Consider the following 21,338-nt stretch of genomic DNA (forward strand, 5'->3'; position numbering starts at 1 on the left):
CATCAACTGAGGCCGCTCGTAGACGGAGCGCGTGGAAAATTGGACTCAGAAACATCGCCACAAGAGGCCGAGGACTGAGGGTGCTGCGCTTTCGTGTCGATTGAGTTCAAGGCCTGAGAATCGCCGCCCAGCTCAATAGTGGGAACTGGCGTGTCATGTCTGTTACCTTCGCATAAGAGGACAAGGTCATGCCCAGAATTCTAAATGCGCGCCAAATTGCTGTCTCGTCTGATCTCTCGATGAGGTGGCTCTCGCGCTCAATGGCCTTGTCACGGAAGAGATCGCGGTGCCGGAGCGAGCTACCACCCTTCATTGAAAGTCCACGACGTACCGGATCGAAAAACGGACAGGAACGATTACTCCCGAGTAGGCGAAGTATATGCCATCTCATCTCGGTCTCGCATTCTGTCGTTCACGTATTCCGGGCCTGCGATCAACGCGGCGATCGCCGTCGCTTTCTCCCGATCACCGTAGTCCGCCACATAGCCCTCCAGCAACACGCTTCTGCCGACCATACTCACAGAGATCGACGAGCTTTCCAGTTCTGGTTCCATGGACACCGCCGCCTGCACGCTCGCAAGCTGATCGTGGGCGAGGCTTTCCGGCTCGAAACTCATGGCAGTCCTCCTTCGTGATGTGAGGGAAACAGCGGGACGTCAATTTGGTTCGGGCGCCGGGACTTAGGTCCTAGCGATGGATCGGCGTCAGCACGGGGAACGGCACGCTCTGCAGCGCGCGTAGTGATCGCGAAAGTGGGTCTGCAACTGACGCTCTTTGGTACGAAAGCGCACGGGACCTAAGTCCGGGCTATCACGCGCCCACCGACTGGCCTAGCGTCGGGTGTCCAACCCTGATGGACGATGGAAGGAAGGCGCAGTTGGTGTATGTTATCGGTCTCCTTCTGAGCCTTCCTTTCCCGGGAGCATCCTGCGTTCCGGGGCGATATAAGTCTCCTGAGTGACAGGACGGGAACCGTAGTGACGGAGGGGGACTACCTCCTCCTCACCGTGGAAAACAGCGGTTCGGGTGTCCCCCGACCTCGGGGACGGCGGGAAAGTCGTTGAGCTGATGCCGGCGCAATTCGAGGGCGACGTGATCAGGTATCCATCGGAGAATGGGTGCCGTGTCGACCTCAGGCTGAGGTCGTCGCCTGCGAACTAAGGTTTGTCGGCGATTTGGCCAGCAGAGATCGCCCAACGATCGGGTTGTCGCTCAGACGGGTATGCGGACGGCAAGGACTACACAGACGGGTTACGCTTCCCAGATAGCCGTTCCCAGGCGCGACGCATCTTCTGGAGCCGTGAGGAAGTCCGCTCCCTTGCGGGAGGAACCAACATTCCGTTGCGGAAGTCGGCCAAGGCCTGGGCCTCCAACCTCGTTCTTTCGCTCGACCCCTCCCGATCGACGAGCAGCCTGCCGGTCTGATGATCGATGACCGACCACATTCCGTTTTCGAGTGCTTGTATGTCGTAGCGCTGCATGACTGAAGCCAGAGATTAAATGCTCCACATCAGCCTGAAATCCCTTTGAAATCAACTGGCGCAGTGCGTTACTTGAGGCATAATTTGGTGAGATGGTGAACCTCGGATTACCCTAGAAGAACACGATCAACCGGTGTTGGCAACGAGCGGAATCACAAGCATTTCGATGGGTAGATATTTAGGGATCACCGCTGGACGATCACCTGGGTTCCCGGCTGGACCATATCGTAAAGTTCCTCGACGTCCTCGCGATACATTCGAAAACAACCGCTCGAAGCGTTGGTTCCGATTGAGGAAGGGTCATTGGTTCCGTGTATGCGCAGCAGCCCGTCGGCCAGGTAAATTGCGCGGGTTCCAAGCGGATTGGCAGGGCCAGCCTTCACGACCGCTGGAAGCCTCGGGTTCTTCTGCCGCATGCTCGCCGTTGGCCGCCATTCGGGATGCATTCGCTTGGATACCACTCGGGTTGATCCGTACCATTGTTTGCCTTCGCGACCGACGGCAATGGGGTAGGCGAACTGCTCTCCGCTTGCTGTTGTGTAGACAAGGGTGTGCTCACGCGTCGCGATGACGATGGCTCCCCTTCCAATTCGCGTCGATGGCTCCCGTCGTTCTTGCGAAGGTTCCCGATAACCAGGTTCTGGCTCGGAGTAGGGAGGTGGGGGATACGGGCTGTAAGGGTCATCATACCCATAGCCGCCGTCGTATTCATCGTATCCATCATACGGCGCGTAAACTTGGGCTTGGGCATGCGCCGCTGTCAGGAAGAGGGCCGCAGCAAGGAGAACCAGCAATCTCATTCTTCGCCACTCGGTTGTTATAAAAGCACTATTGGTCCCAACTCTATGGCGTCATCATGGCGGACCGCGACCCGTTCGGGATCGCTGCGGATGTGCCCGCGGACGCTCGGCGCGTTTCGAGGTCTGCCGCGACATCGCCGAGTTCGGCAGTGCTGTCGAGGCGGTGCGGGCCTCCGTCCAAGCCACACCAGCTGACGGCGTTTGTTTCTCCATATCGGAAGCGGCCCAATGGACTTCGATTTAAGGCGCAAATATCATAAGCCCGTTGCCACTTCCTCGGGTAATTGCCCAAATGGCCGAAGAACGCGTCAAGCGCCGTCTTGCTGCAATCGTCGTCGCGGACGTCGTTGGTTATTCGCGTTTGATGGAGGAGGACGAGGTTACGACGCTCGCGACGCTGAAGGAGCGCCGAGCGACCATTCTCCAGCCTATCGTGCGGGCGCATGGCGGACGTGTCGTCAAAGTGATGGGAGACGGGGTTCTCCTGGAGTTCGCAAGTGCAGTCAACGCCCTGTCAGCAGCGATCGAGTTGCAGCGGAAGATGGCGGATGCAAACACTGCCCTGCCGGAGGCGCGGCGGATCGTGTTGCGCATCGGGATCAATCTCGGCGATGTCGTCATAGACGGCAGTGATCTCTATGGCGACGGCGTCAACATCGCCGCTCGGCTCCAAAGTCTCGCCGAGCCGGGAGCGATCTATGTGGCGGCGGCCATCCGAGATCAAGTCAATCGCAAGCTTCCGCTCAGCTTCGACGATCTTGGGCCGAAGTCCTTGAAGAATATCGCCGAACCGGTTCATGTCTATCGCCCGCTGTTTGAAACCTGGGCCACGGTTTACGACGAAAAACCAGCCACGCTGCCCCTGCCTGCCAAGCCCTCCATTGCCGTGTTGCCGTTCACCAATATGAGTGGCGAAGCCGAACAGGAAGCGTTTGCGGACGGGTTGACGGAAGACCTGATTACCGACCTTTCGAGAAATGCCGGCTTGTTCGTCATCGCCCGCCACTCGACCTTCGCCTACAAGGGAAAATCAATCGACGTCCGCGTGATCGCACGCGACCTGGGCGTCCGCTACATCCTTGAAGGCAGTGCCCGGCGGACAGCAGGCCGAATGCGCATCAACGTCCAGCTCATCGATGCGGTTGGCGGTGGTCATCTCTGGGCCGAGCGCTTCGACCGAAGTCTCGAAGACATCTTCAGCGTTCAGGACGAGGTCATCGGCAAGATCGTCGAGGCGCTCGTTGGACAATTGGTTGAGCTGCCGCCGCGAAAACGTCCGAAGAGCCTGGAGGCTTACGACGTCTGCGTCCGAGGACGCAGCTTGATCTCATCCTTCACAAGCTTCCCGGAGGCCATTCGGGAAGCCCAAATACTGTTGGAGCGGGCGATCCTGATCGAACCGGAGTATTCGGAGGCTTCCCGCTGGCTCGCTTTCGTGCACTGGCAGCTATGGGCTCACAGCATCGAGCCCTCAGACGAGAACCGGTCCCGGGCGTTGGAGCTGGCCCGCCGGGCGGTGCAATTGGATGGGAGCGATGCCGCGGCGCGTTGGGTCCTTGGGTATTTACTCGCTTACGAAAAGTCGTGGCCAGCGTCCGACACGGAGTTTAAGGCGGCCTTCAGGCTTGAGCCAAACAACACGGATGCCCTCGTCATGTCGTCGGAACTCGCAGTGTATGCTGGCCAGCCATTGGAAGCGATAGACACCATCTCCCGGGCACTCCGGCTGAACCCGCGCCCACCAGGCTGGTATTATTGGGAGCTTGGACTGGCCTATTACGCAGCTGGCCGATACGTGGAGGCCGTAAAGACATTGCGCATGGAGGCTACCTACCGCAGCGCCTCGCGCCGAATACTAGCTGCCAGCCTCGCCCAGCTCGGCCGCAAAGACGAGGCAATACGCGAGGCGGCTCTTTTCATGGCGAAGACACCGAATTTCACGATTGCTCACTGGGCCGCTGCACAACCCGCCCGCGACATGGAGACGGTCCAGCGCTTTGTCGAAGGCTATCGCATGGCTGGCTTGCGGTAGAATCCGGCCTTCAGATTTTCGACCTTTCATAGGCGATAAGTAGATCAGTTACGAGAACGCCATTGATAAAAACCGTGCCTCCTCGGGAACCTTGCTCCTGACTTTATCCGGTTTTAGGCAGCAAAGCGTTGTGTCGTCTCAAAACCCACCTTAATGAACTGTTAAATTTAACGGAGCGGAGGCTCGCATGCAGGAGACCGGAGTCAGCAAGCCATTTTACCCGAACTTCAACATGGTCAGGCTCATTGCTGCCTCCATGGTTATCTTCTCGCATGCCTTCCTTATCTCGGAAAAGACCTCGGCGAACGAACCCTTCATGCGCCTGCTCGGCGAGGGCAACAATCTTGGTAAATTCGGGGTCTATGTGTTTTTCATCACGAGCGGCTTCCTCGTGACGCAGAGTGCGCAGTTCGGCAGCGTCGGTGCTTTTCTCTGGCGGCGGGCGCTGAGGATATATCCGGCGCTGGTAGTCTGCACGCTGCTCAGCGTCTACGTTTTAGGCCCCTTGTTCAGCCCGTTGGGGATCAGTGGTTACTTGCTCTCGTCGTTCCACCTGAGGACGACAGTGTATTCGGTGCTCAATCCGAACTATGGCATGGAACTGCCGAATGTGCAGTTCTATGATCCTGCAATCTCCTGGCTCGCCACCTTCATCAACGGCTCACTTTGGACGATCAGCCAGGAAATCTTCTGCTACCTGATCCTTGCGGGATTAATGGCCATCGGGATTCTGCGAGCGCCGTTCGTGGCAATTACCCTCGCCGTGGGCGTGACCTGGGCGCTTTTCTTCGACGATCCGTGGCCAGACAGAAAGTTGATAACGGATTTCACTTTTATCGCTCCCTATTTCTTCGGCGGGTCGCTTCTGTGGTTCGTGACGGAAAAGTGGCGGCCAAATATTGTCCTGGCGTTGATTTTCGTGGCGCTCGGTGTGCTCTTCTACGTCTTTTGGCCCAAATACCTCTATGGACCCATGTTGTTCGCCGTTCCGCTTGTCTGCATCGCGACGTCGCCGACCATACGGCTGCCGACTCTCGAGCGCGTGGGCGACGTCTCCTACGGCACCTATCTCTATGGCTGGCCGGTGGAGCAGGTGGTGAACCATGCCCTCGGCCAGTACAGCACGCCGTGGACAGTGTTCGCCCTTTCCCTGCCGACATCATTGTTGTTCGGCTGGCTTTCATGGCATCTGCTGGAAAAGCGTGCGCTGCGGCTGAAGCGAGCCTCATTCCTCCAGCGACAGCCTATCAGTCCGTAAGCGATGCACCCATGCTCCTAGCTATTTTGATTGAAGCGTCTGGTTCCGGCAAAACAACCATCCCTCGGGCAATCGTCGGGCGCTCCTACGCCATGCCCTCCACACGTATCCAATCGATCAGCCGCGATAGGCGCGGCCATCGCAACGATCGCGACCGTCATCTGATGTCGCCAGCCTCATTCCAGCAGGGGAGGCCAAACTGGTCGAAGTTCACGAGCGTCTCTTGGTTGAATAGTTGAATATAGCTATGCTGCGAAAGCCCTGGAGCTGAGCAAGGGTAGGCTGCGAAGAACGCTGAAATCGAAGAGATTCAGGATGACTGTGAGCAATTTCATCACCTTCGGCATCGATGGCATCGCCCCCGAGTTCGGCGCCCCCGAACCCGATCGGATTATCTCAGGCAACCCGCAGTTCCGCACCTGGAACCTCGAGGAGGCCGAAGGCGGCCTCTATTCCGGCATCTGGGAGGCGACGCCCGGCAAGTGGCGGATCGTTTACGAGGAATGGGAATATTTCAGCCTTCTGTCCGGCCACTCGATCGTCACGGAAGACGGCGGTGAGCCGGTTCATCTGAAGGCGGGCGACCGAATGATCTTGAAACCCGGCTTCAAGGGAACCTGGGAAGTCGTTGAAACGACTCGCAAGGACTATGTGATCAAGGTTTGAGCAGTGGCTGCAGATCGACTGTGACCTGCGCAAAGCCAAAAACTTAAAGCGCGACGAGAGAATCTGAAGCATTGCGACGCGCTTCGGGCCTGTCCCGGTTTGTGGCGATTGCCGTCCGTTTCTGCTGAGATGGCCGCGTCTCCTTCCCAGATAGAAGGCTTTTGATCTATCTCGTTAAAGATATCTATATCGTCACATGCTACACCTTATCCGCAGCGCATTGCGGACATGATGTCTCCTGCGGTCCCACAGACATGGTCTTGCAATCGATCTTTCCGGAATTTGCATGTCGTCGAATCCTGCGAGTAGGCACGTTCGCACTCAAACCTCTTCCATCATTGCGACAACGGTGTGCTTCCTTCTGGTAGCCCTCGTTCTCACAGGCCTCATGGCCCATGTCGTGGCAACGATGACCCGGTCGGCGAACCAGATTGACGATGCCCGGGCGAGCCGCGCTGCGCGCGCTGCAATCGCAGCCTTTGTCGCCCGGCTCGGCGCAACAACGACGGACAATGCCGTATGGGACGATGCTTTCCGTGCGGTCTCCACTCCGGGCGCCACCGATTGGGCCTATGAGAATTGGGGGAAGACCAGCGAGGACTATGCCCTTTATGATGGAGCCGTCGTGATCGGCCCGGACCGGACTTCAATCGTTTCCGCCTATGCGAAAGGCAAGCCTTTCCAGCCGGGCGTCTTCTTCGGCGAAGCCTTTTATCGGCAGGCCAAGGTGGCGGCCGATCCGGCGCGCACGCCTTTGGTGAATTTCATCAAAACCGAAAAAGGCATCGCGCTGCTCGCATCGCAGGCAATCCAACCTTACGACGATGCCGCAGACACTGAAAAATTCAGCACGCTGAGCTTCTACAAGGAGTTTACCCAGGAGGTCCTGGACACGCTCTCGAACGAACATGAGCTCGAGGGCTTGCGCCTCGAGGCGGCGCCTAGGGCCGATTTCCTGAATACGCCGATCACCGATATGAAAGGGGCGGTCATCGGCTATCTTGTCTGGCCAAGCAAAGCGCCCGGAAGCACTGTATTTCACCAGGTTACACCTTACGTCGCGGCCGCGATCGTCATCCTGGCGCTGTTCCTTGTCGCAGTCCTGATGGTCGGCGCGTCCGAAGCGCGGCGTTTGCGCCAGCTGGCGCAGGCAGCGCTTTACGAAGCGGGTCACGATAGTCTGAGCGGCCTGTTGAACAGACAGGGGCTGCTCAGTCTGCTCGAAGAACTGGATGATACAGCCTCTTCACCGCCGCGGCTTTATCTCGTCGACCTTGATGGCTTCAAGGCCGTCAACGACGCCTGGGGACATGCGGTCGGCGACGATCTGATCCGCCTAGTTTCGAAGGCGCTGATGGTCTGCCATCCGGAAGTCGTCGCCGCCGCCCGGCTGGGGGGCGACGAATTCGCACTGGTGCATGTTGGCCCCGCCACCTGCGAAGAGATGGAGAGGGCTATTCTGGCACTGTTTGCCGAGCCCTTTAAAATCGACGGGCGGACAATCGAAGTCGGCGCAAGCATCGGAGCTGCCACGCGCGACGGAGACATCGAGCCCTTGGAACTGCTGCGCAGAGCCGACATGGCGCTTTATCGCGCCAAGGCAAACGGCAGAGGCCAGGCGATCGAATATGACCCCGAGCTGGACCGGGAGCGCCAGCAGGTCGCCGAGCTCGAGGCTCTGCTGAAGACTGCCATCGGCACCGGCGCGATCGAAGCCGTCTTCCAGCCTCTCGTCTCTGCCTCGACCGGCATGGTGACGGGGCTTGAAGCCCTGGCGCGCTGGCGAACGCCCGCAGGCAATGTCAGTCCGGAGGTCTTCATCCCTCTCGCCGAAAGATGCGGTCTCATCGACGCGCTCGGCGTTCATATGCTGAGAACATCGATCGCACATGCCAAGACCTGGCCCGATCTGGCTCTGTCGGTGAATGTCTCGCCGGTGCAGCTGTGCAATCCGGAATTTGCGGCCGAAGTCATCTCGGTCCTGCAGGAGCTCGATTTCGACCCGAAGCGTCTGACCTTGGAGATCACCGAAGGCGTCCTGATGACAAATCCGGATCAGGCACGGCGCTCGATCGACCAGCTCAAGCGCGTCGGCATCAAATTCGCACTCGACGACTTCGGCTGCGGTTACGCGAGCATCGGGGCATTGCGGCAGTTCGGCTTTGATCGCATGAAAATAGACCGCTCGCTCGTCTCGGCGCTCGACGAAGGCGCAAAGGGCGCCGATGTCCTTCGGGCGACCATCTCTCTGGCGACCGCCCTGCAGATCCCGGTCACCGCCGAAGGGATCGAGACTTCCCGCCAGGCGGCGATCCTGCGGGATGCGGGCTGCGATCAGCTTCAAGGCTATCTGATCGGAAAACCCATGTCGGCGCACGACATTGCCGGCAAGCTGCAGGAAGAAGCGGCCGCCTAATTTCAGGTCGGCTCGGCCTGGATCTGAATCCTGTTCTAATTCAGAGAATGGGAGCATGGTGTCGTCCGAAAACCGCTCATACTTTTCGGCATCATGCTTCAGAAGCACGGGTCACCTGGCTGACCCGCTAGCCGGCACGCCGCACAGATCCTTCAGTCGCCGAAGGTCAGGCCTCGGTATCACCACTGCAGATCCAGTCGCTCCAACCCGTGGAAATGGTAGACGTCCTTGACGTCAGGCATCTTCGCCAGTCTGAGACCGGCAAGCCGCTCGAACAGGATCGGCAACACGACGTTGAGCTCCAGCCGCGCCAGCGGTGCGCCGATGCAGAAATGGATGCCGGCGCCGAAGGAGAGGTTCGTCGCCTCGTTGCGGTCGGGCCGGAAGGCGAGGGGATCGGTGAACTTCGCCGGGTCGAGATTGGCGGCGGCGAGGATGAGGCTCACCTTGTCGCCGCGCTTGAAGGCGACGCCATCGATTTCGGCCGGTTCCAGCGCCCAACGCTGGAAGATGTGGACCGGCGCGCAGATGCGTAGCGTCTCCTCGACCGTACGCGCCGTCGTTGCCTCGTCGCGGAAGAGTTCCACCGGATCTGCGCCGCTGCCGAGGATGGTGCGCACGGAATTGCCGATCTGGTGCACGGTCGCCTCATGGCCAGCGTTGAGCAGCACGATCGTCGTCGAGATCAGCTCTTCCTCGGTGAGATACTGACCCTTGTGCTCGGTATGGATCATGTGGGTGAGCAGATCGTCGCGCGGCTCGGCGCGGCGTTCGGCGATGACGGTCCTGACGTAATCGGAGAATTCCTTCGCCGCCCGTTCGGCCTCATCCTCCTGCTCGCGCGTGCGCCCGAACATGTACATGCGGACATAGGCATGCGACCAGGCGAGCAACTGCGGCCCCATCTCTTCGGGGATGCCGATCATGCGGGCGATCATCGTCACCGGGATGATATCGGCAAAGGCGGAGAGCAGCTCGACCTCGCGCTTATCGGCGAAGCCGTCGATCAGCCGGTTGGCGAGTTCGGCAAGCTCCGGCTTCATCTTCTCGACATGGCGGGAAACGAAGGCACGGTTGACGAGGGTGCGCAGCCGCGTGTGCTCCGGCGGTTCGAGTTCGAGCAGGGAGTAGCGTTCGGAGAGATCGAAACTCTCAAGATGCGGCATCGGCTCGGCAAGGCCAAGCTCCTCGCGGCTGGCGATATGCAGGATCTGCCGGCCGAAGCGGCGGTCGCGCAGCAGCGCGTTCACATGGTCGTAGCCGGTGAAGAACCACTGTTTCTGCTCGGTCCAGTAGAATGTCGGACAATGAGCATGAAGGGCGGCATAGACGGCATTCGGATTGCCGTAGAAGGCGGGGTTGCGAGCGTCCAGCGAGACATGGCGGAGCGCTGGGTCGATCGAGAGAAAGGGCGGTATCGTCATGCCCCGAGGCTTAGCGGATTTGCTGGGCCTCGAAAAGATGCGGGTGAGGAGAGCCGGCAGGAAACAGGGCATGCCCGACCGGAGGCGCCGACGACTTTAAGATCGGAGTCTAAGCGCGGGGATTGATTCGGTTTTCATGCTGCGGCTAGCCGGCCCGCGACAGCGTGCCCATGCGCCGCAGCGCCTCGACCTGATCATCGACCGTCGGCACGAGTTCGCCGGCAGTGGCGCTGGGCGTGGCCGGCGCCGGGGCCGCCGATTCCGTTTCGCCGAAGGTGACCGTGCAGTTGCGGCCGGCAGCCTTGGCGGCATAGAGCGCCCGGTCGGCGGCCGAAATCAGCTTGTCGATATTGGCATCGATCGAGGAGGCGAGCGCAATGCCGATGCTGACCGTGACCGGAACGATCGCTTCGCCGGTGGCGACGGGAAGGCGGCAGAATTCGGTGCGGATCGCTTCGGCGATCGCCTCGGCTTCCATCTGGTCCGCGACGGCGGCAAAGGCGGCGAATTCCTCGCCGCCCATGCGGCCGAAGATGTTGCCAGGAATATACTGCCGGGCCATGCGCGCAAAGGCGATGAGCACCGCGTCGCCGGCCTGGTGGCCGAAGCGGTCGTTGACGCGCTTGAAATGGTCGAGGTCGAAAAGGATCACCGCGACCTGCCGCTGTTCGCCATGGGCTCTCTCCTGGCTGGGCTCGAAATAGCCGAGCAGGCCGCGGCGGTTGAGCACGCCGGTCAGGGAATCGGTCAGCGTCATTGTACGCAGATGCCGTTCGGAGCGTTCCATGACCAGCCGGCAGGTGAGCGCGAAGGCGATGGTGAGCAGAAAAGCGCTTGCCAAGGCCGAGACGCCGCCGAGATTGGTGGCATCGATATCGCTCGGCAGCGTCACCGCCATTGTCAGCGCCGAGCCGAAACACAGGCAGCCCTGCATGACGAACACGCCCATCAGCTTGATGCGGGTGCGCTCACGGCGCATGTCGCCGGCGGCGACCGCCATCGCCAATGCGGTGGCGCCGGTCGCCGAAGCGAGATTGTAGAGCACGACGCGGTTTGAATAATCGGTGTTGACCCAGGGCAGGAATACCCCGGCCAGCCAGATTGCCGGCGGCAGCAGCGCCCACCATTCGATCTTCTTGCGATCGAGCGCGAGAAAACCTGCCACCCAGGCGCTCTGGCCGAGCAGCGCGATGGCATTGCCGATCTCAACGGACACCAGGCTGGGGACCTGGCCGCGCAGCGCGATCATCGCAAAGCCGATGCCGGTCAGAAGAAAGCCAAGGCCCCAATAGAGGTAGGCTTCGTTCCGGACGTTGTGGCGCCAGGCGACGAAAAGCACCAGAGCGAGAGTCATGGCCTCCGAACACCAGATGGCGAGACCTGTAGCGATATTGAACACGGCAGCAACCCCTTGCCCGTCGACCTTGTCTGTTGGGCCGCATCCTTGCTGAGGAAGCTCGCCACTTCCTTAATGCTGTTGCATTGCGGCATGAATTCCAGCCGGTATCTGACGGTAGGCTTTCCGTTGGGTAAACGTATGTGAGCGCTGCCGGATGGAGTAAGCTTTCCTTCATCCTGTCATGGAGAAAAGCCGGGGGAGATGCCGCCGGGGGCTCGCGGTGATCAGACATTTGCGAGAAAGAGGCTGCCCACGCCAAAAGCTCGGCCGCCTTGCTCCGCCTTCTTAACGTTATCCTCATGCGTGTCTTGAAGAGGAGGGCAGGGACACTCTATGTAGGGATATGGCATTTTCTTTGATTCCCGGCGGCCGCCGGCATGACGTTGACAAAGGACGCACATGAGAAACCCAGTTGATACCGCAATGGCCCTCGTGCCGATGGTCGTGGAACAGACCAACCGCGGTGAACGCTCCTACGACATCTATTCCCGCCTGTTGAAGGAACGCATCATCTTCCTGACCGGCGCCGTCGAGGATCACATGGCGACGCTCGTCTGCGCCCAGCTGCTCTTCCTCGAGGCCGAAAACCCGAAGAAGGAAATCGCCCTCTACATCAATTCGCCCGGTGGCGTCGTCACCGCCGGCATGGCGATTTACGATACGATGCAGTTCATCAAGCCGGCGGTTTCGACGCTCTGCATCGGCCAGGCCGCGTCCATGGGATCGCTGCTGCTGGCAGCCGGCCACAAGGACATGCGCTTCGCCACGCCGAATTCCCGCATCATGGTGCACCAGCCCTCGGGCGGCTTCCAGGGCCAGGCCTCGGACATCGAGCGCCACGCCCGCGACATCCTCAAGATGAAGCGCCGCCTGAACGAGGTCTATGTCAAGCACACCGGCCGCACCTATGAGGAAGTTGAAAAGACCCTCGATCGTGACCATTTCATGGATGCGGACGAGGCCCAGGGCTGGGGCGTGATCGACAAGGTTCTGACGTCGCGCCTCGAGATGGAAGGCGAGCAGGCCTAGTAATTAATTGGGATGGTGTTTTTGCCGCCACAGTTCTATCTCATTTGTGATCGAACAAGGCTTTCATCTGGCGGCGAAGACGCTAATAGTAGCTTTAATGCTATGTTGAATTTTTATGACATAGCATTTGGCATTCGAAGGGGATTCGTTGCCGCCGGAACCTGGACATGGTTGATTGGGACCGGTTCGTAGCCCCTGAAGCCCTTCTCGGCAAAGGCTCCGGAAACGGAGTGCCGCCAGGAGCTGATAGAGTGGACCGCGATTTCGCCTTGAAATGCGGCGTGCTGGAAGGAAAATGATATGAGCAAGGTCAGCGGCAGCAACGGCGGCGACAGCAAGAATACCCTCTATTGTTCGTTCTGCGGAAAGAGCCAGCACGAAGTCCGGAAACTGATTGCCGGACCGACCGTCTTCATCTGCGATGAATGCGTCGAATTGTGCATGGACATCATCCGCGAGGAAAACAAGTCCTCGATGGTCAAGTCCCGCGACGGCGTTCCGACGCCCCAGGACATCATCAAGGTCCTCGACGAATATGTCATCGGCCAGCGCCAGGCAAAGAAGATCCTGTCGGTCGCCGTTCACAACCATTACAAGCGCCTGGCGCACGCCTCCAAGAACGGCGAAGTCGAGCTGGCGAAGTCGAACATCATGCTTGTCGGCCCGACCGGCTGCGGCAAGACCTATCTTGCCCAGACGCTCGCCCGCATCATCGACGTTCCCTTCACCATGGCCGATGCGACGACGCTGACCGAAGCCGGCTATGTCGGTGAGGACGTCGAAAACATCATCCTCAAGCTCTTGCAGGCGGCTGACTACAATGTCGAGCGCGCCCAGCGCGGCATCGTCTACATCGACGAAGTCGACAAGATTTCGCGCAAGTCCGACAATCCGTCGATCACCCGCGACGTCTCGGGCGAGGGCGTGCAGCAGGCGCTTCTGAAGATCATGGAAGGCACGGTCGCTTCCGTCCCGCCGCAGGGCGGCCGCAAGCACCCGCAGCAGGAATTCCTGCAGGTCGACACGACGAACATCCTGTTCATCTGCGGCGGCGCTTTCGCCGGCCTCGACAAGATCATCTCCGCCCGCGGCGAGAAGACCTCGATCGGCTTCGGTGCGACCGTCAAGGCCCAGGACGATCGCCGGGTCGGCGAAGTCCTGCGCGAACTGGAGCCAGAAGATCTGGTCAAGTTCGGCCTCATCCCGGAATTCATCGGCCGTCTGCCGGTTCTGGCGACGCTCGAGGATCTCGACGAGGATGCGCTGATCCAGATCCTGTCCGAGCCGAAGAACGCGCTGATCAAGCAGTACCAGCGCCTGTTCGAGATGGAAGACGTCGAACTGACCTTCCACGAGGACGCGCTGCGCGAAATCGCCCGCAAGGCGATCGTGCGCAAGACCGGCGCCCGCGGTCTTCGCTCGATCATGGAGAAGATCCTGCTCGACACGATGTTCGAACTGCCGACGCTGGAAGGCGTGCGCGAGGTCGTCATCTCCGAGGAAGTGGTGCGCGGTTCGGCCCGTCCGCTTTACATCTATGCCGATCGCCAGGAAGAAAAGGCCAACGCGTCGGCGTGACCTTGGACTTTCGCACGATTCTTTTGGGGGCTTGCCATTGGCAGGCCCCTTTCTATTTGAAAAACCATGCGAGGCGCTGTTAGTATTTGCGGTGGGGACCGGATATGCCTTTGCCGATGTTGTGCAAGGGTCATGCTTGGCAATGATGCGATGATCTCGTAAGCCTGTTGCTGGCGTTGTATTTTAGCCTGGTCGGAAGTGGTAAGCGCCGGTCCAGCCACGGGCTTCATAGTGTTGGCGTTCCGTTGTAATAAAGCTGTCACATCCGGGGAACGCGGGCGTTAGCGTGGCTTGAAAAGCGTAGTGAGAACCTCCACTTGTAGAGCCAAGTGAGAGCCGGCCGGTCCCAAGCGGCCGTGCAGAGAGCCCGGTAACGGGACGATGGAAAGGACAAAAAAATGACGAAGAAAACGTCTGTAGCGAGCAGCACTGCCTACCCTGTTTTGCCTTTGCGCGACATCGTGGTGTTCCCGCATATGATCGTGCCGCTGTTCGTCGGACGGGAAAAATCGATCCGTGCGCTCGAAGAGGTCATGGGCTCGGACAAACAGATCATGCTGGTGACGCAGATCAACGCCAGCGACGATGATCCGGACCCTTCGGCGATTCACAATGTCGGCACGGTGGCCAATGTGCTGCAGCTCCTGAAGCTGCCCGACGGCACCGTCAAGGTTCTCGTCGAAGGCCGCGCGCGCGCCGAGATCGATACCTATACCAGCCGCGAGGATTTCTACGAGGCGCTCGGCCATGTGCTCGAGGAGCCCCACGACGATCCGGTCGAGCTGGAAGCTTTGTCGCGCTCGGTCGTTTCCGAATTCGAGAGCTATGTGAAGCTCAACAAGAAGATTTCCCCCGAAGTGGTCGGCGCTGCCAGCCAGATCGACGACTATTCCAAGCTCGCCGATACGGTCGCATCGCACCTGTCGATCAAGATCACCGAGAAGCAGGAGATGCTGGAAACCACCAGCGTCAAGCAGCGTCTCGAAAAGGCTCTCGGCTTCATGGAAGGCGAGATCTCGGTCCTGCAGGTCGAAAAGCGCATCCGCTCGCGCGTCAAGCGCCAGATGGAAAAGACCCAGCGCGAATATTACCTCAATGAGCAGATGAAGGCGATCCAGAAGGAGCTCGGCGACGGCGAGGAAGGCCGCGACGAGATGAGCGAACTGGAAGAGCGCATCGCCAAGACCAAACTGTCCAAGGAGGCCCGTGAAAAGGCCGATGCGGAGCTGAAGAAGCTGCGTCAGATGAGCCCGATGTCGGCCGAAGCCACCGTCGTGCGCAACTATCTGGACTGGCTGCTCGGCATTCCGTGGGGCAAGAAGTCGAAGATCAAGGCCGATCTCAACAATGCCGAAAAGATCCTCGAAGCCGATCACTTCGGTCTCGACAAGGTCAAGGAGCGCATCGTCGAATATCTGGCCGTGCAGGCCCGCGCCACCAAGATCAAGGGCCCGATCCTGTGCCTCGTCGGCCCTCCTGGTGTCGGCAAGACCTCGCTCGCCCAGTCGATCGCCAAGGCGACCGGCCGTGAGTATGTCCGCATGGCGCTTGGCGGCGTTCGCGACGAAGCCGAAATCCGCGGTCACCGCCGCACCTATATCGGCTCGATGCCCGGCAAGGTCATCCAGTCGATGAAGAAGGCCAAGAAGTCCAACCCGCTCTTCCTGCTCGACGAGATCGACAAGCTCGGCCAGGACTATCGCGGTGATCCGTCTTCGGCCTTGCTCGAGGTGCTCGATCCGGCGCAGAACTCGACCTTCATGGACCATTACCTGGAAGTCGAATACGACCTGTCCGACGTGATGTTCATCACGACGGCGAACACGCTGAACATTCCGGCGCCGCTGATGGACCGCATGGAAATCATCCGTATCGCCGGCTACACCGAGGATGAAAAGCGCGAGATCGCCAAGCGGCACCTGCTGCCGAAGGCCATCAAGGAACATGCATTGCAGCCGGAGGAATTCTCGGTCAGCGACGACGCCCTGATGGCGATCAGCCAGCAGTATACCCGTGAAGCCGGTGTCCGCAGCTTCGAACGCGAATTGATGAAGCTCGCCCGCAAGGCGGTCACCGAGATCATCAAGGGCAAGACGAAGTCCGTTCACGTGACGGCCGCCAACATCGCCGATTACCTGGGCGTCCCCCGCTTCCGCCACGGCGAAGCCGAGGGCGAGGATCAGGTCGGCGTCGTCACCGGCCTGGCCTGGACGGAAGTCGGCGGCGAACTGCTGACCATCGAAGGCGTGATGATGCCGGGCAAGGGCCGCATGACGGTCACCGGCAATCTGAAGGACGTGATGAAGGAATCGATCTCGGCAGCGGCCTCCTATGTCCGCTCGCGCGCCGTCGATTTCGGCATCGAGCCGCCGATGTTCGAAAAGAACGACATCCACGTGCACGTGCCGGAAGGCGCGACGCCGAAGGATGGCCCCTCGGCCGGTGTCGCCATGGCGACCGCCATCGTTTCGATCATGACCGGCATTCCGGTCAATAAACACGTGGCCATGACCGGTGAAATCACCCTTCGCGGCCGTGTGTTGCCGATCGGCGGTCTCAAGGAAAAGCTGCTCGCAGCGCTTCGCGGCGGCATCAAGAAGGTGCTGATTCCGGAGGAAAACGCCAAGGACCTGGCGGAGATTCCTGACAACGTGAAGAACAGCATGGAGATCATTCCGGTCTCCCGCATGGGCGAGGTGATCAAGCATGCGCTGATCCGCCGGCCCGAGCCGATCGAGTGGGACGGCACGGTGGAAACGCCTGTGATCACATCGGTCGAAGGCCTTGATGACACGGGCGCAACCATAGCGCATTGAGTGGCGCTTGCCACATTTATGCCCATTTGGCGCAAAAGACGCCAAAAGGCTGGCGGAAACGCCAGCCTTTTTTGTGAAAACGTCATGGAGACGCTTGCTTTTCCTTGATTTGCAGGGCTTTTGGGTTCCCGGCGGGCCTGATGAAACCTATTCTGCGCCTAGCTTACATTTGAGTCGTTTCATACCATTTAGAAAGGGGTGGAAACATGAACAAGAATGAACTCGTGTCCGCAGTGGCCGAAAAGGCAGGACTGACGAAGTCTGACGCGGCTTCCGCTGTCGACGCGGTTTTCGACGTTGTCCAGGCTGAACTCAAGAACAAGGGCGACATCCGCCTCGCAGGGTTCGGCAGCTTCACCGTTTCTCATCGCGCAGCATCGAAGGGCCGCAACCCGTCCACCGGCGCTGAAGTCGACATTCCGGCTCGCAACGTGCCGAAGTTCACGCCCGGCAAGGGCCTGAAGGACGCCGTCAACGGCTGATCTGAGATTATCCGCCAGCCGTAAACGAGACCGGCTGCGCAGGATTTGGAAGGGGTTCGGCATTGCCGGACCCCTTTTGCTTTGCGAGCCTTTTGCTTCGCCGGGCCTTTTGCGTGAGTGGCCCTTGCCGCCTTCCGGCCTTTGATCTACGACATTTCTGTTCTCAGGGCGGGGTGAAACTCCCCACCGGCGGTAAGGGTTGCGGCCCGAGCCCGCGAGCGCTTTCCCAAGCCGACGCTTGGGAGGGGTCAGCAGATCCGGTGCGATTCCGGAGCCGACGGTCAAAGTCCGGATGGAAGAGGATGAGCATGGCCGCGTGCGGGGCAGGGGACTGCCAGCGTCAGCGTGCTGTCGCTCGTTGCGTCCTGATTTGTGTTGGTCCTGGTTTCGGATGAAAGACATGAATCAGAATTCCTTTGCAGTCTCGCAATCCCGCGCCCTTGCCGGCGCAACCTTCATGGTGCTTGGAGGCGTGGCCTTTTCGCTCCTCAACGTCGTCACCCAGTGGCTGACCATGAAGCTCGCCTTTCCCCCGGCCTCGGCAGCCTTCTGGCAATATGCCTTCGCCTTCCTTTTCTCCTTGCCCTTCCTGCGCAAGGCCGGCCTCTCATCGATGCGCACCAACTATCCCTGGCGGCATGTCGTGCGCGTGGTCCTTGCCGCACTCGGCGTCGAGGCATGGGTTTCCAGCCTTGCCGCGGTGCCGATCTGGCAAGCGATTGCGCTGGTCATGACCTCGCCTTTCTTCATCATCCTCGGCGCCCGCCTGTTTCTCGGCGAGCGCGTCGGCGGCGCCCGTTGGGCGGCAACCGCTGTCGGCTTTGCCGGAGCGATGATCATCCTGCAGCCATGGTCCGACAGCTTCACCTGGGCAGCCTTGCTGCCCGTGCTCTCCGCTCTGCTCTGGGGCGCCTCTTCACTGATCACCAAGAGCCTGACCGGCATTGAGAAGCCGGAGACGATCACCGTCTGGCTGCTGGTGCTGCTGACGCCGATCAACGGCGGACTGGCGCTTGCGGCGGGCTTTGCCGTGCCGATGGGCGCGACGCTTGCTCTCTTCCTTCTGGCAGGCCTCCTGACGGTTGTGGCGCAATATCTGCTGACACTTGCCTATGCCAGCGCCGACGCCGCCTATGTGCAGCCCTTCGACGATCTGAAGCTGCCGCTGAATGTGCTCGCCGGCTGGCTGTTCTTCGGCTATGCGCCGGCCGGTTATCTTTGGCTCGGAGCCGCCCTCATCCTTTCCGCTTCGCTCTTCATCATGCGCAACGAGATGCGCAAGGAGCGGAAACTCGCCTGAATTTGTCAGGTACAAAATGCCGCTTCTGTCATGCCTCTGTCATGCCGCTCCCGCAAAAAATCCTTGTTTCGAATGTTCGACACACTTGGGGGATGTCATGACATTTTCATCGCGCAAGGCAGCGCTTGCTGCCGTGCTTCTCGCATCCGTTGCCTTCCCGGCCGCGGCCGAACCGGTTTTCAACCGTATCGCCTCTTACCCGGTCGCGCAGAACCTGCCTGCTGACAAGGATAAGCTCACGCCGACATCGGCCGAAATCATCACCGCGACCGACGACGGCAAGACGCTGATCTACAGCGACAGCCCGCTCGGCGCGATCGGCTTCATCGACATCACCGACGCCAAGGCGCCGAAATCAGGCGGCGCGCTGATGATGGACGGCGAGCCGACATCGGTCACCTCGAGCGCCGGCAAGGCGCTCGTCGCCGTCAATACCTCCGAGAGCAAGGCGAAGCCATCGGGCCGTCTGGCGATCGTCGACGTGGCGACGAAGAAGATTGAGAACACCTGCGACCTTGGCGGCCAGCCGGATTCGATCGCTCTCAACAAGGACAGGACGCTCGGCGCCATCGCCATCGAAAACGAGCGTGACGAAGACGTCAATGACGGCAAGATCCCGCAGATGCCGGCCGGCGACCTCGTCGTCTTCCACGTCAAGAACGGCACGGTCGATTGCGGCACCATCAAGCACGTGGCGCTGACCGGCCTCGCCGGCGTTGGCCCTGAGGACACGGAGCCGGAATTCGTCGCCTTCAACGGCCTGAACGAGATCGCCCTGACGCTGCAGGAAAACAACGAGATCGTCATCATCGACGCCAATTCGGCTCACGTAAAAACGCATTTCTCTGCCGGCAGCGTCGATCTTTCCGGCATCGACACCAAGCGTGACGGCGCGCTGAAATTTACCGGCGAATCCAAGGGCGTGCTGCGCGAGCCGGATGCGGTGAAGTGGCTGGACGACAACCGCCTCGTCGTTGCCAATGAAGGTGATTACCAGGGCGGCTCACGCGGCTTCACCATCTTCGACAAGACGGGCAAGCTTCTCTACGAATCGGGTGCATCCTTCGAACGCGCCGTCGCCCATATCGGCCATTATCCGGAAAGCCGGTCGGGATCGAAGGGCGTCGAGCCGGAAGGCCTCGAAGCCGCCAAGTTCGGCGACGACCAATATTTCTTCCTGCTCGCCGAGCGCGCCTCGGTCGTCGGCGTCTACAAGGATACCGGCGCCGATCCTGAGCTCGTGCAACTGCTGCCGTCGGGCATTTCGCCGGAAGGCGGGGTAGCTATTCCTGAGCGCAATCTCTTTGCCACCGCCAACGAGCTCGACCTCGGCAAGGATGGCGGCGCGCGCTCGCATGTGATGATCTACGAGCGTGCGGAAGGCGAGAAGACCTATCCGCAGATCGTCTCCGCCGATAAGGACGGCAATCCGATCGGCTTTGCGGCCCTTTCCGGCCTCGCCGCCGTTCCCGGCAAGCCGGGCATGCTCTATGCCGTCAGCGACAGCGTTCTCGGCTCGCAGCCGACGATCTATACGATCGATGCCGGCAAGAAGCCGGCGGTCATCACCGATGCGCTCGTCGTCAAGCGTGACGGCGCTCCGGCCCAGAAGCTCGACCTCGAAGGCATCGCGGTCGCCGCCGACGGTTCCTTCTGGCTGGCCTCGGAAGGCTACAGCGAGCGCCTAGTCCCGCACGCCCTCTACAACGTCAATGCCAAGGGCGACATCAAGGCTGAGATCGCCCTGCCTAGGGAATTCGCCGCCAACGAAATTCGCTTCGGTTTCGAAGGTGTCACCATTATCGGCACCGGCGACGACGCTACGCTCTGGATGGCGGTCCAGCGCGAGTGGGCTGACGACGAGAAGGGCTTCGTCAAGCTCGTTTCCTACAATCCGAAGAAGAAGGAATGGGGTGCCGTGCGCTATCCGCTCGACAAGACGGAAAGCGGCTGGGTCGGCCTCTCCGAAATCTCGGCTCAGGGCGACAGCGTCTACATCATCGAGCGCGACAACCTCGTCGGCGATGCCACCAAGCTGAAGAAGCTCTACAAGGTGGCGATCTCGGAACTGAAGCCCGCCAAGCTCGGCGGCGAACTGCCGGTCGTCAAGAAGACCGAAGCCCACGACTTCCTCGGCGAACTCAAGAGCGCGACCAACGGCTACGTGCTCGACAAGCTCGAAGGCTTCACCTTCGACGCTTCAGGCAAGCCCTACGCCGTCACCGACAATGACGGCGTCAGCGATTCCTCCGGCGAGACGCTGTTCTTCCCGGTTGATCTCAGCGCCACGAACTGAATTGTGATAGACGGGATAAAAAGAGAGGCCGGGCGAAAGCCCGGCCTCTCTTTCTTGATGCAGAGGATCCACGGGGTGTCCGCATTCGCAGCCGGAAGGCGAAGGCATCCGACTGAAGAACGTTTGCAAAGCAGAGGGCTTCGGCATGGATGCTTGGGTCAAGCCCGAGCATGACGGAGATTGGTGGGACGCGACTGGCAGGAGGCGAGATGTTGTAGCAATTTCAACAGCTTGCGGGTGCCGTGAAGTTGGAGTTTGGCATGGACGCTTCCCCACACTCCGTCATCCTCGGCCTTGAGCCGAGGATCCATGCTGCGGCCTCTCACGCGTGCGGGTCCATGCTCGGCTCAAGGCCGCGCAT

The 21,338-nt window shown here is 60.2% G+C and carries 14 protein-coding genes and 1 riboswitch; of the genes, 10 read left to right on the forward strand and 4 right to left on the reverse strand.

The annotated features are described in order from the left end of the window. Positions 1 to 356 precede the first annotated feature (356 nt). Positions 357 to 617 carry a BON domain-containing protein gene (locus tag AMC88_RS08110; RefSeq protein WP_037118509.1) on the reverse strand — a complete coding sequence of 87 codons (261 nt, stop codon included), beginning with the start codon at positions 615 to 617 and terminating at the stop codon, positions 357 to 359. A 1,049-nt stretch (positions 618 to 1,666) separates the two neighbouring features. Beyond that, the gene (locus AMC88_RS08120) at positions 1,667 to 2,281 is read right to left on the reverse strand and encodes a L,D-transpeptidase (protein WP_004679997.1); all 615 of its coding nucleotides are present in this window, start codon (positions 2,279 to 2,281) and stop codon (positions 1,667 to 1,669) included. Between the two features lie 292 nt (positions 2,282 to 2,573). Here AMC88_RS08120 and AMC88_RS08125 point away from each other — a divergent pair, with 292 nt between their 5' ends. The 4 genes from AMC88_RS08125 to AMC88_RS08140 all read left to right on the forward strand — a co-directional run bounded on the left by AMC88_RS08125 (position 2,574) and on the right by AMC88_RS08140 (position 8,653). Further along, on the forward strand, positions 2,574 to 4,313 hold the full coding sequence (locus AMC88_RS08125) for an adenylate/guanylate cyclase domain-containing protein (protein ID WP_004679999.1): 1,740 nt from the start codon (positions 2,574 to 2,576) through the stop codon (positions 4,311 to 4,313). Between the two features lie 187 nt (positions 4,314 to 4,500). Further along, positions 4,501 to 5,571 carry an acyltransferase family protein gene (locus AMC88_RS08130; protein WP_004680001.1) on the forward strand — a complete coding sequence of 357 codons (1,071 nt, stop codon included), beginning with the start codon at positions 4,501 to 4,503 and terminating at the stop codon, positions 5,569 to 5,571. A gap of 315 nt (positions 5,572 to 5,886) precedes the next feature. Next, positions 5,887 to 6,237, forward strand: coding sequence for a cupin domain-containing protein (locus tag AMC88_RS08135; RefSeq protein WP_004680003.1), 351 nt, complete (start codon positions 5,887 to 5,889; stop codon positions 6,235 to 6,237). Positions 6,238 to 6,523: 286 nt separating this feature from the next. Then, positions 6,524 to 8,653, forward strand: a complete 2,130-nt coding sequence (locus AMC88_RS08140) for a bifunctional diguanylate cyclase/phosphodiesterase (RefSeq protein ID WP_004680005.1) — start codon at positions 6,524 to 6,526, stop codon at positions 8,651 to 8,653. 179 nt (positions 8,654 to 8,832) lie between these two features. Here AMC88_RS08140 and AMC88_RS08145 read toward each other — a convergent pair whose 3' ends face one another. Next, complete coding sequence (locus tag AMC88_RS08145) at positions 8,833 to 10,077, reverse strand: cytochrome P450 (RefSeq protein ID WP_037118511.1); 1,245 nt, start codon at positions 10,075 to 10,077, stop codon at positions 8,833 to 8,835. A gap of 145 nt (positions 10,078 to 10,222) precedes the next feature. Next, complete coding sequence (locus tag AMC88_RS08150) at positions 10,223 to 11,476, reverse strand: sensor domain-containing diguanylate cyclase (RefSeq protein WP_037118513.1); 1,254 nt, start codon at positions 11,474 to 11,476, stop codon at positions 10,223 to 10,225. 399 nt (positions 11,477 to 11,875) lie between these two features. On the opposite strand from AMC88_RS08150, the gene clpP reads away from it, so the two are divergent. The 6 genes from clpP (at position 11,876) to AMC88_RS08180 (ending at position 20,977) form a co-directional block, all read left to right on the forward strand. Beyond that, entirely contained in the window at positions 11,876 to 12,505 is a 630-nt protein-coding gene (clpP, locus tag AMC88_RS08155) for an ATP-dependent Clp endopeptidase proteolytic subunit ClpP (RefSeq protein ID WP_003573944.1), read from the forward strand. Positions 12,506 to 12,805: 300 nt separating this feature from the next. Beyond that, the gene (gene clpX / locus AMC88_RS08160; protein ID WP_004680013.1) at positions 12,806 to 14,083 is read left to right on the forward strand and encodes an ATP-dependent Clp protease ATP-binding subunit ClpX; all 1,278 of its coding nucleotides are present in this window, start codon (positions 12,806 to 12,808) and stop codon (positions 14,081 to 14,083) included. 398 nt (positions 14,084 to 14,481) lie between these two features. After that, positions 14,482 to 16,899: an endopeptidase La gene (gene lon / locus AMC88_RS08165; RefSeq protein ID WP_012483419.1), complete on the forward strand. Its 2,418-nt coding sequence runs from the start codon at positions 14,482 to 14,484 to the stop codon at positions 16,897 to 16,899. A 206-nt stretch (positions 16,900 to 17,105) separates the two neighbouring features. Then, the gene (hupB, locus tag AMC88_RS08170) at positions 17,106 to 17,381 is read left to right on the forward strand and encodes a DNA-binding protein HupB (RefSeq protein ID WP_003547346.1); all 276 of its coding nucleotides are present in this window, start codon (positions 17,106 to 17,108) and stop codon (positions 17,379 to 17,381) included. A 155-nt stretch (positions 17,382 to 17,536) separates the two neighbouring features. Next, a riboswitch (FMN riboswitch) is annotated at positions 17,537 to 17,689 on the forward strand. Positions 17,690 to 17,772: 83 nt separating this feature from the next. Beyond that, positions 17,773 to 18,681, forward strand: coding sequence for a DMT family transporter (locus AMC88_RS08175; protein WP_425351992.1), 909 nt, complete (start codon positions 17,773 to 17,775; stop codon positions 18,679 to 18,681). Between the two features lie 97 nt (positions 18,682 to 18,778). After that, positions 18,779 to 20,977 carry an esterase-like activity of phytase family protein gene (locus AMC88_RS08180; RefSeq protein ID WP_037118538.1) on the forward strand — a complete coding sequence of 733 codons (2,199 nt, stop codon included), beginning with the start codon at positions 18,779 to 18,781 and terminating at the stop codon, positions 20,975 to 20,977. The last annotated feature ends 361 nt before the right edge of the window (positions 20,978 to 21,338 follow it).

Origin of the sequence: Rhizobium phaseoli, from assembly GCF_001664385.1 — a bacterium.
Lineage (GTDB): Bacteria > Pseudomonadota > Alphaproteobacteria > Rhizobiales > Rhizobiaceae > Rhizobium > Rhizobium phaseoli.

Bases quoted from the DNA above. Each gene is read 5' to 3' on its own strand.
- AMC88_RS08110 (WP_037118509.1), bottom strand. From the start codon at position 617: ATGAGTTTCGAGCCGGAAAGCCTCGCCCACGATCAGCTTGCGAGCGTG.
- AMC88_RS08120 (WP_004679997.1), bottom strand. From the start codon at position 2,281: ATGAGATTGCTGGTTCTCCTTGCTGCGGCCCTCTTCCTGACAGCGGCG.
- AMC88_RS08125 (WP_004679999.1), top strand. From the start codon at position 2,574: ATGGCCGAAGAACGCGTCAAGCGCCGTCTTGCTGCAATCGTCGTCGCG.
- AMC88_RS08130 (WP_004680001.1), top strand. From the start codon at position 4,501: ATGCAGGAGACCGGAGTCAGCAAGCCATTTTACCCGAACTTCAACATG.
- AMC88_RS08135 (WP_004680003.1), top strand. From the start codon at position 5,887: ATGACTGTGAGCAATTTCATCACCTTCGGCATCGATGGCATCGCCCCC.
- AMC88_RS08140 (WP_004680005.1), top strand. From the start codon at position 6,524: ATGTCGTCGAATCCTGCGAGTAGGCACGTTCGCACTCAAACCTCTTCC.
- AMC88_RS08145 (WP_037118511.1), bottom strand. From the start codon at position 10,077: ATGACGATACCGCCCTTTCTCTCGATCGACCCAGCGCTCCGCCATGTC.
- clpP (WP_003573944.1), top strand. From the start codon at position 11,876: ATGAGAAACCCAGTTGATACCGCAATGGCCCTCGTGCCGATGGTCGTG.
- clpX (WP_004680013.1), top strand. From the start codon at position 12,806: ATGAGCAAGGTCAGCGGCAGCAACGGCGGCGACAGCAAGAATACCCTC.
- lon (WP_012483419.1), top strand. From the start codon at position 14,482: ATGACGAAGAAAACGTCTGTAGCGAGCAGCACTGCCTACCCTGTTTTG.
- hupB (WP_003547346.1), top strand. From the start codon at position 17,106: ATGAACAAGAATGAACTCGTGTCCGCAGTGGCCGAAAAGGCAGGACTG.
- AMC88_RS08175 (WP_425351992.1), top strand. From the start codon at position 17,773: ATGAAAGACATGAATCAGAATTCCTTTGCAGTCTCGCAATCCCGCGCC.
- AMC88_RS08180 (WP_037118538.1), top strand. From the start codon at position 18,779: ATGACATTTTCATCGCGCAAGGCAGCGCTTGCTGCCGTGCTTCTCGCA.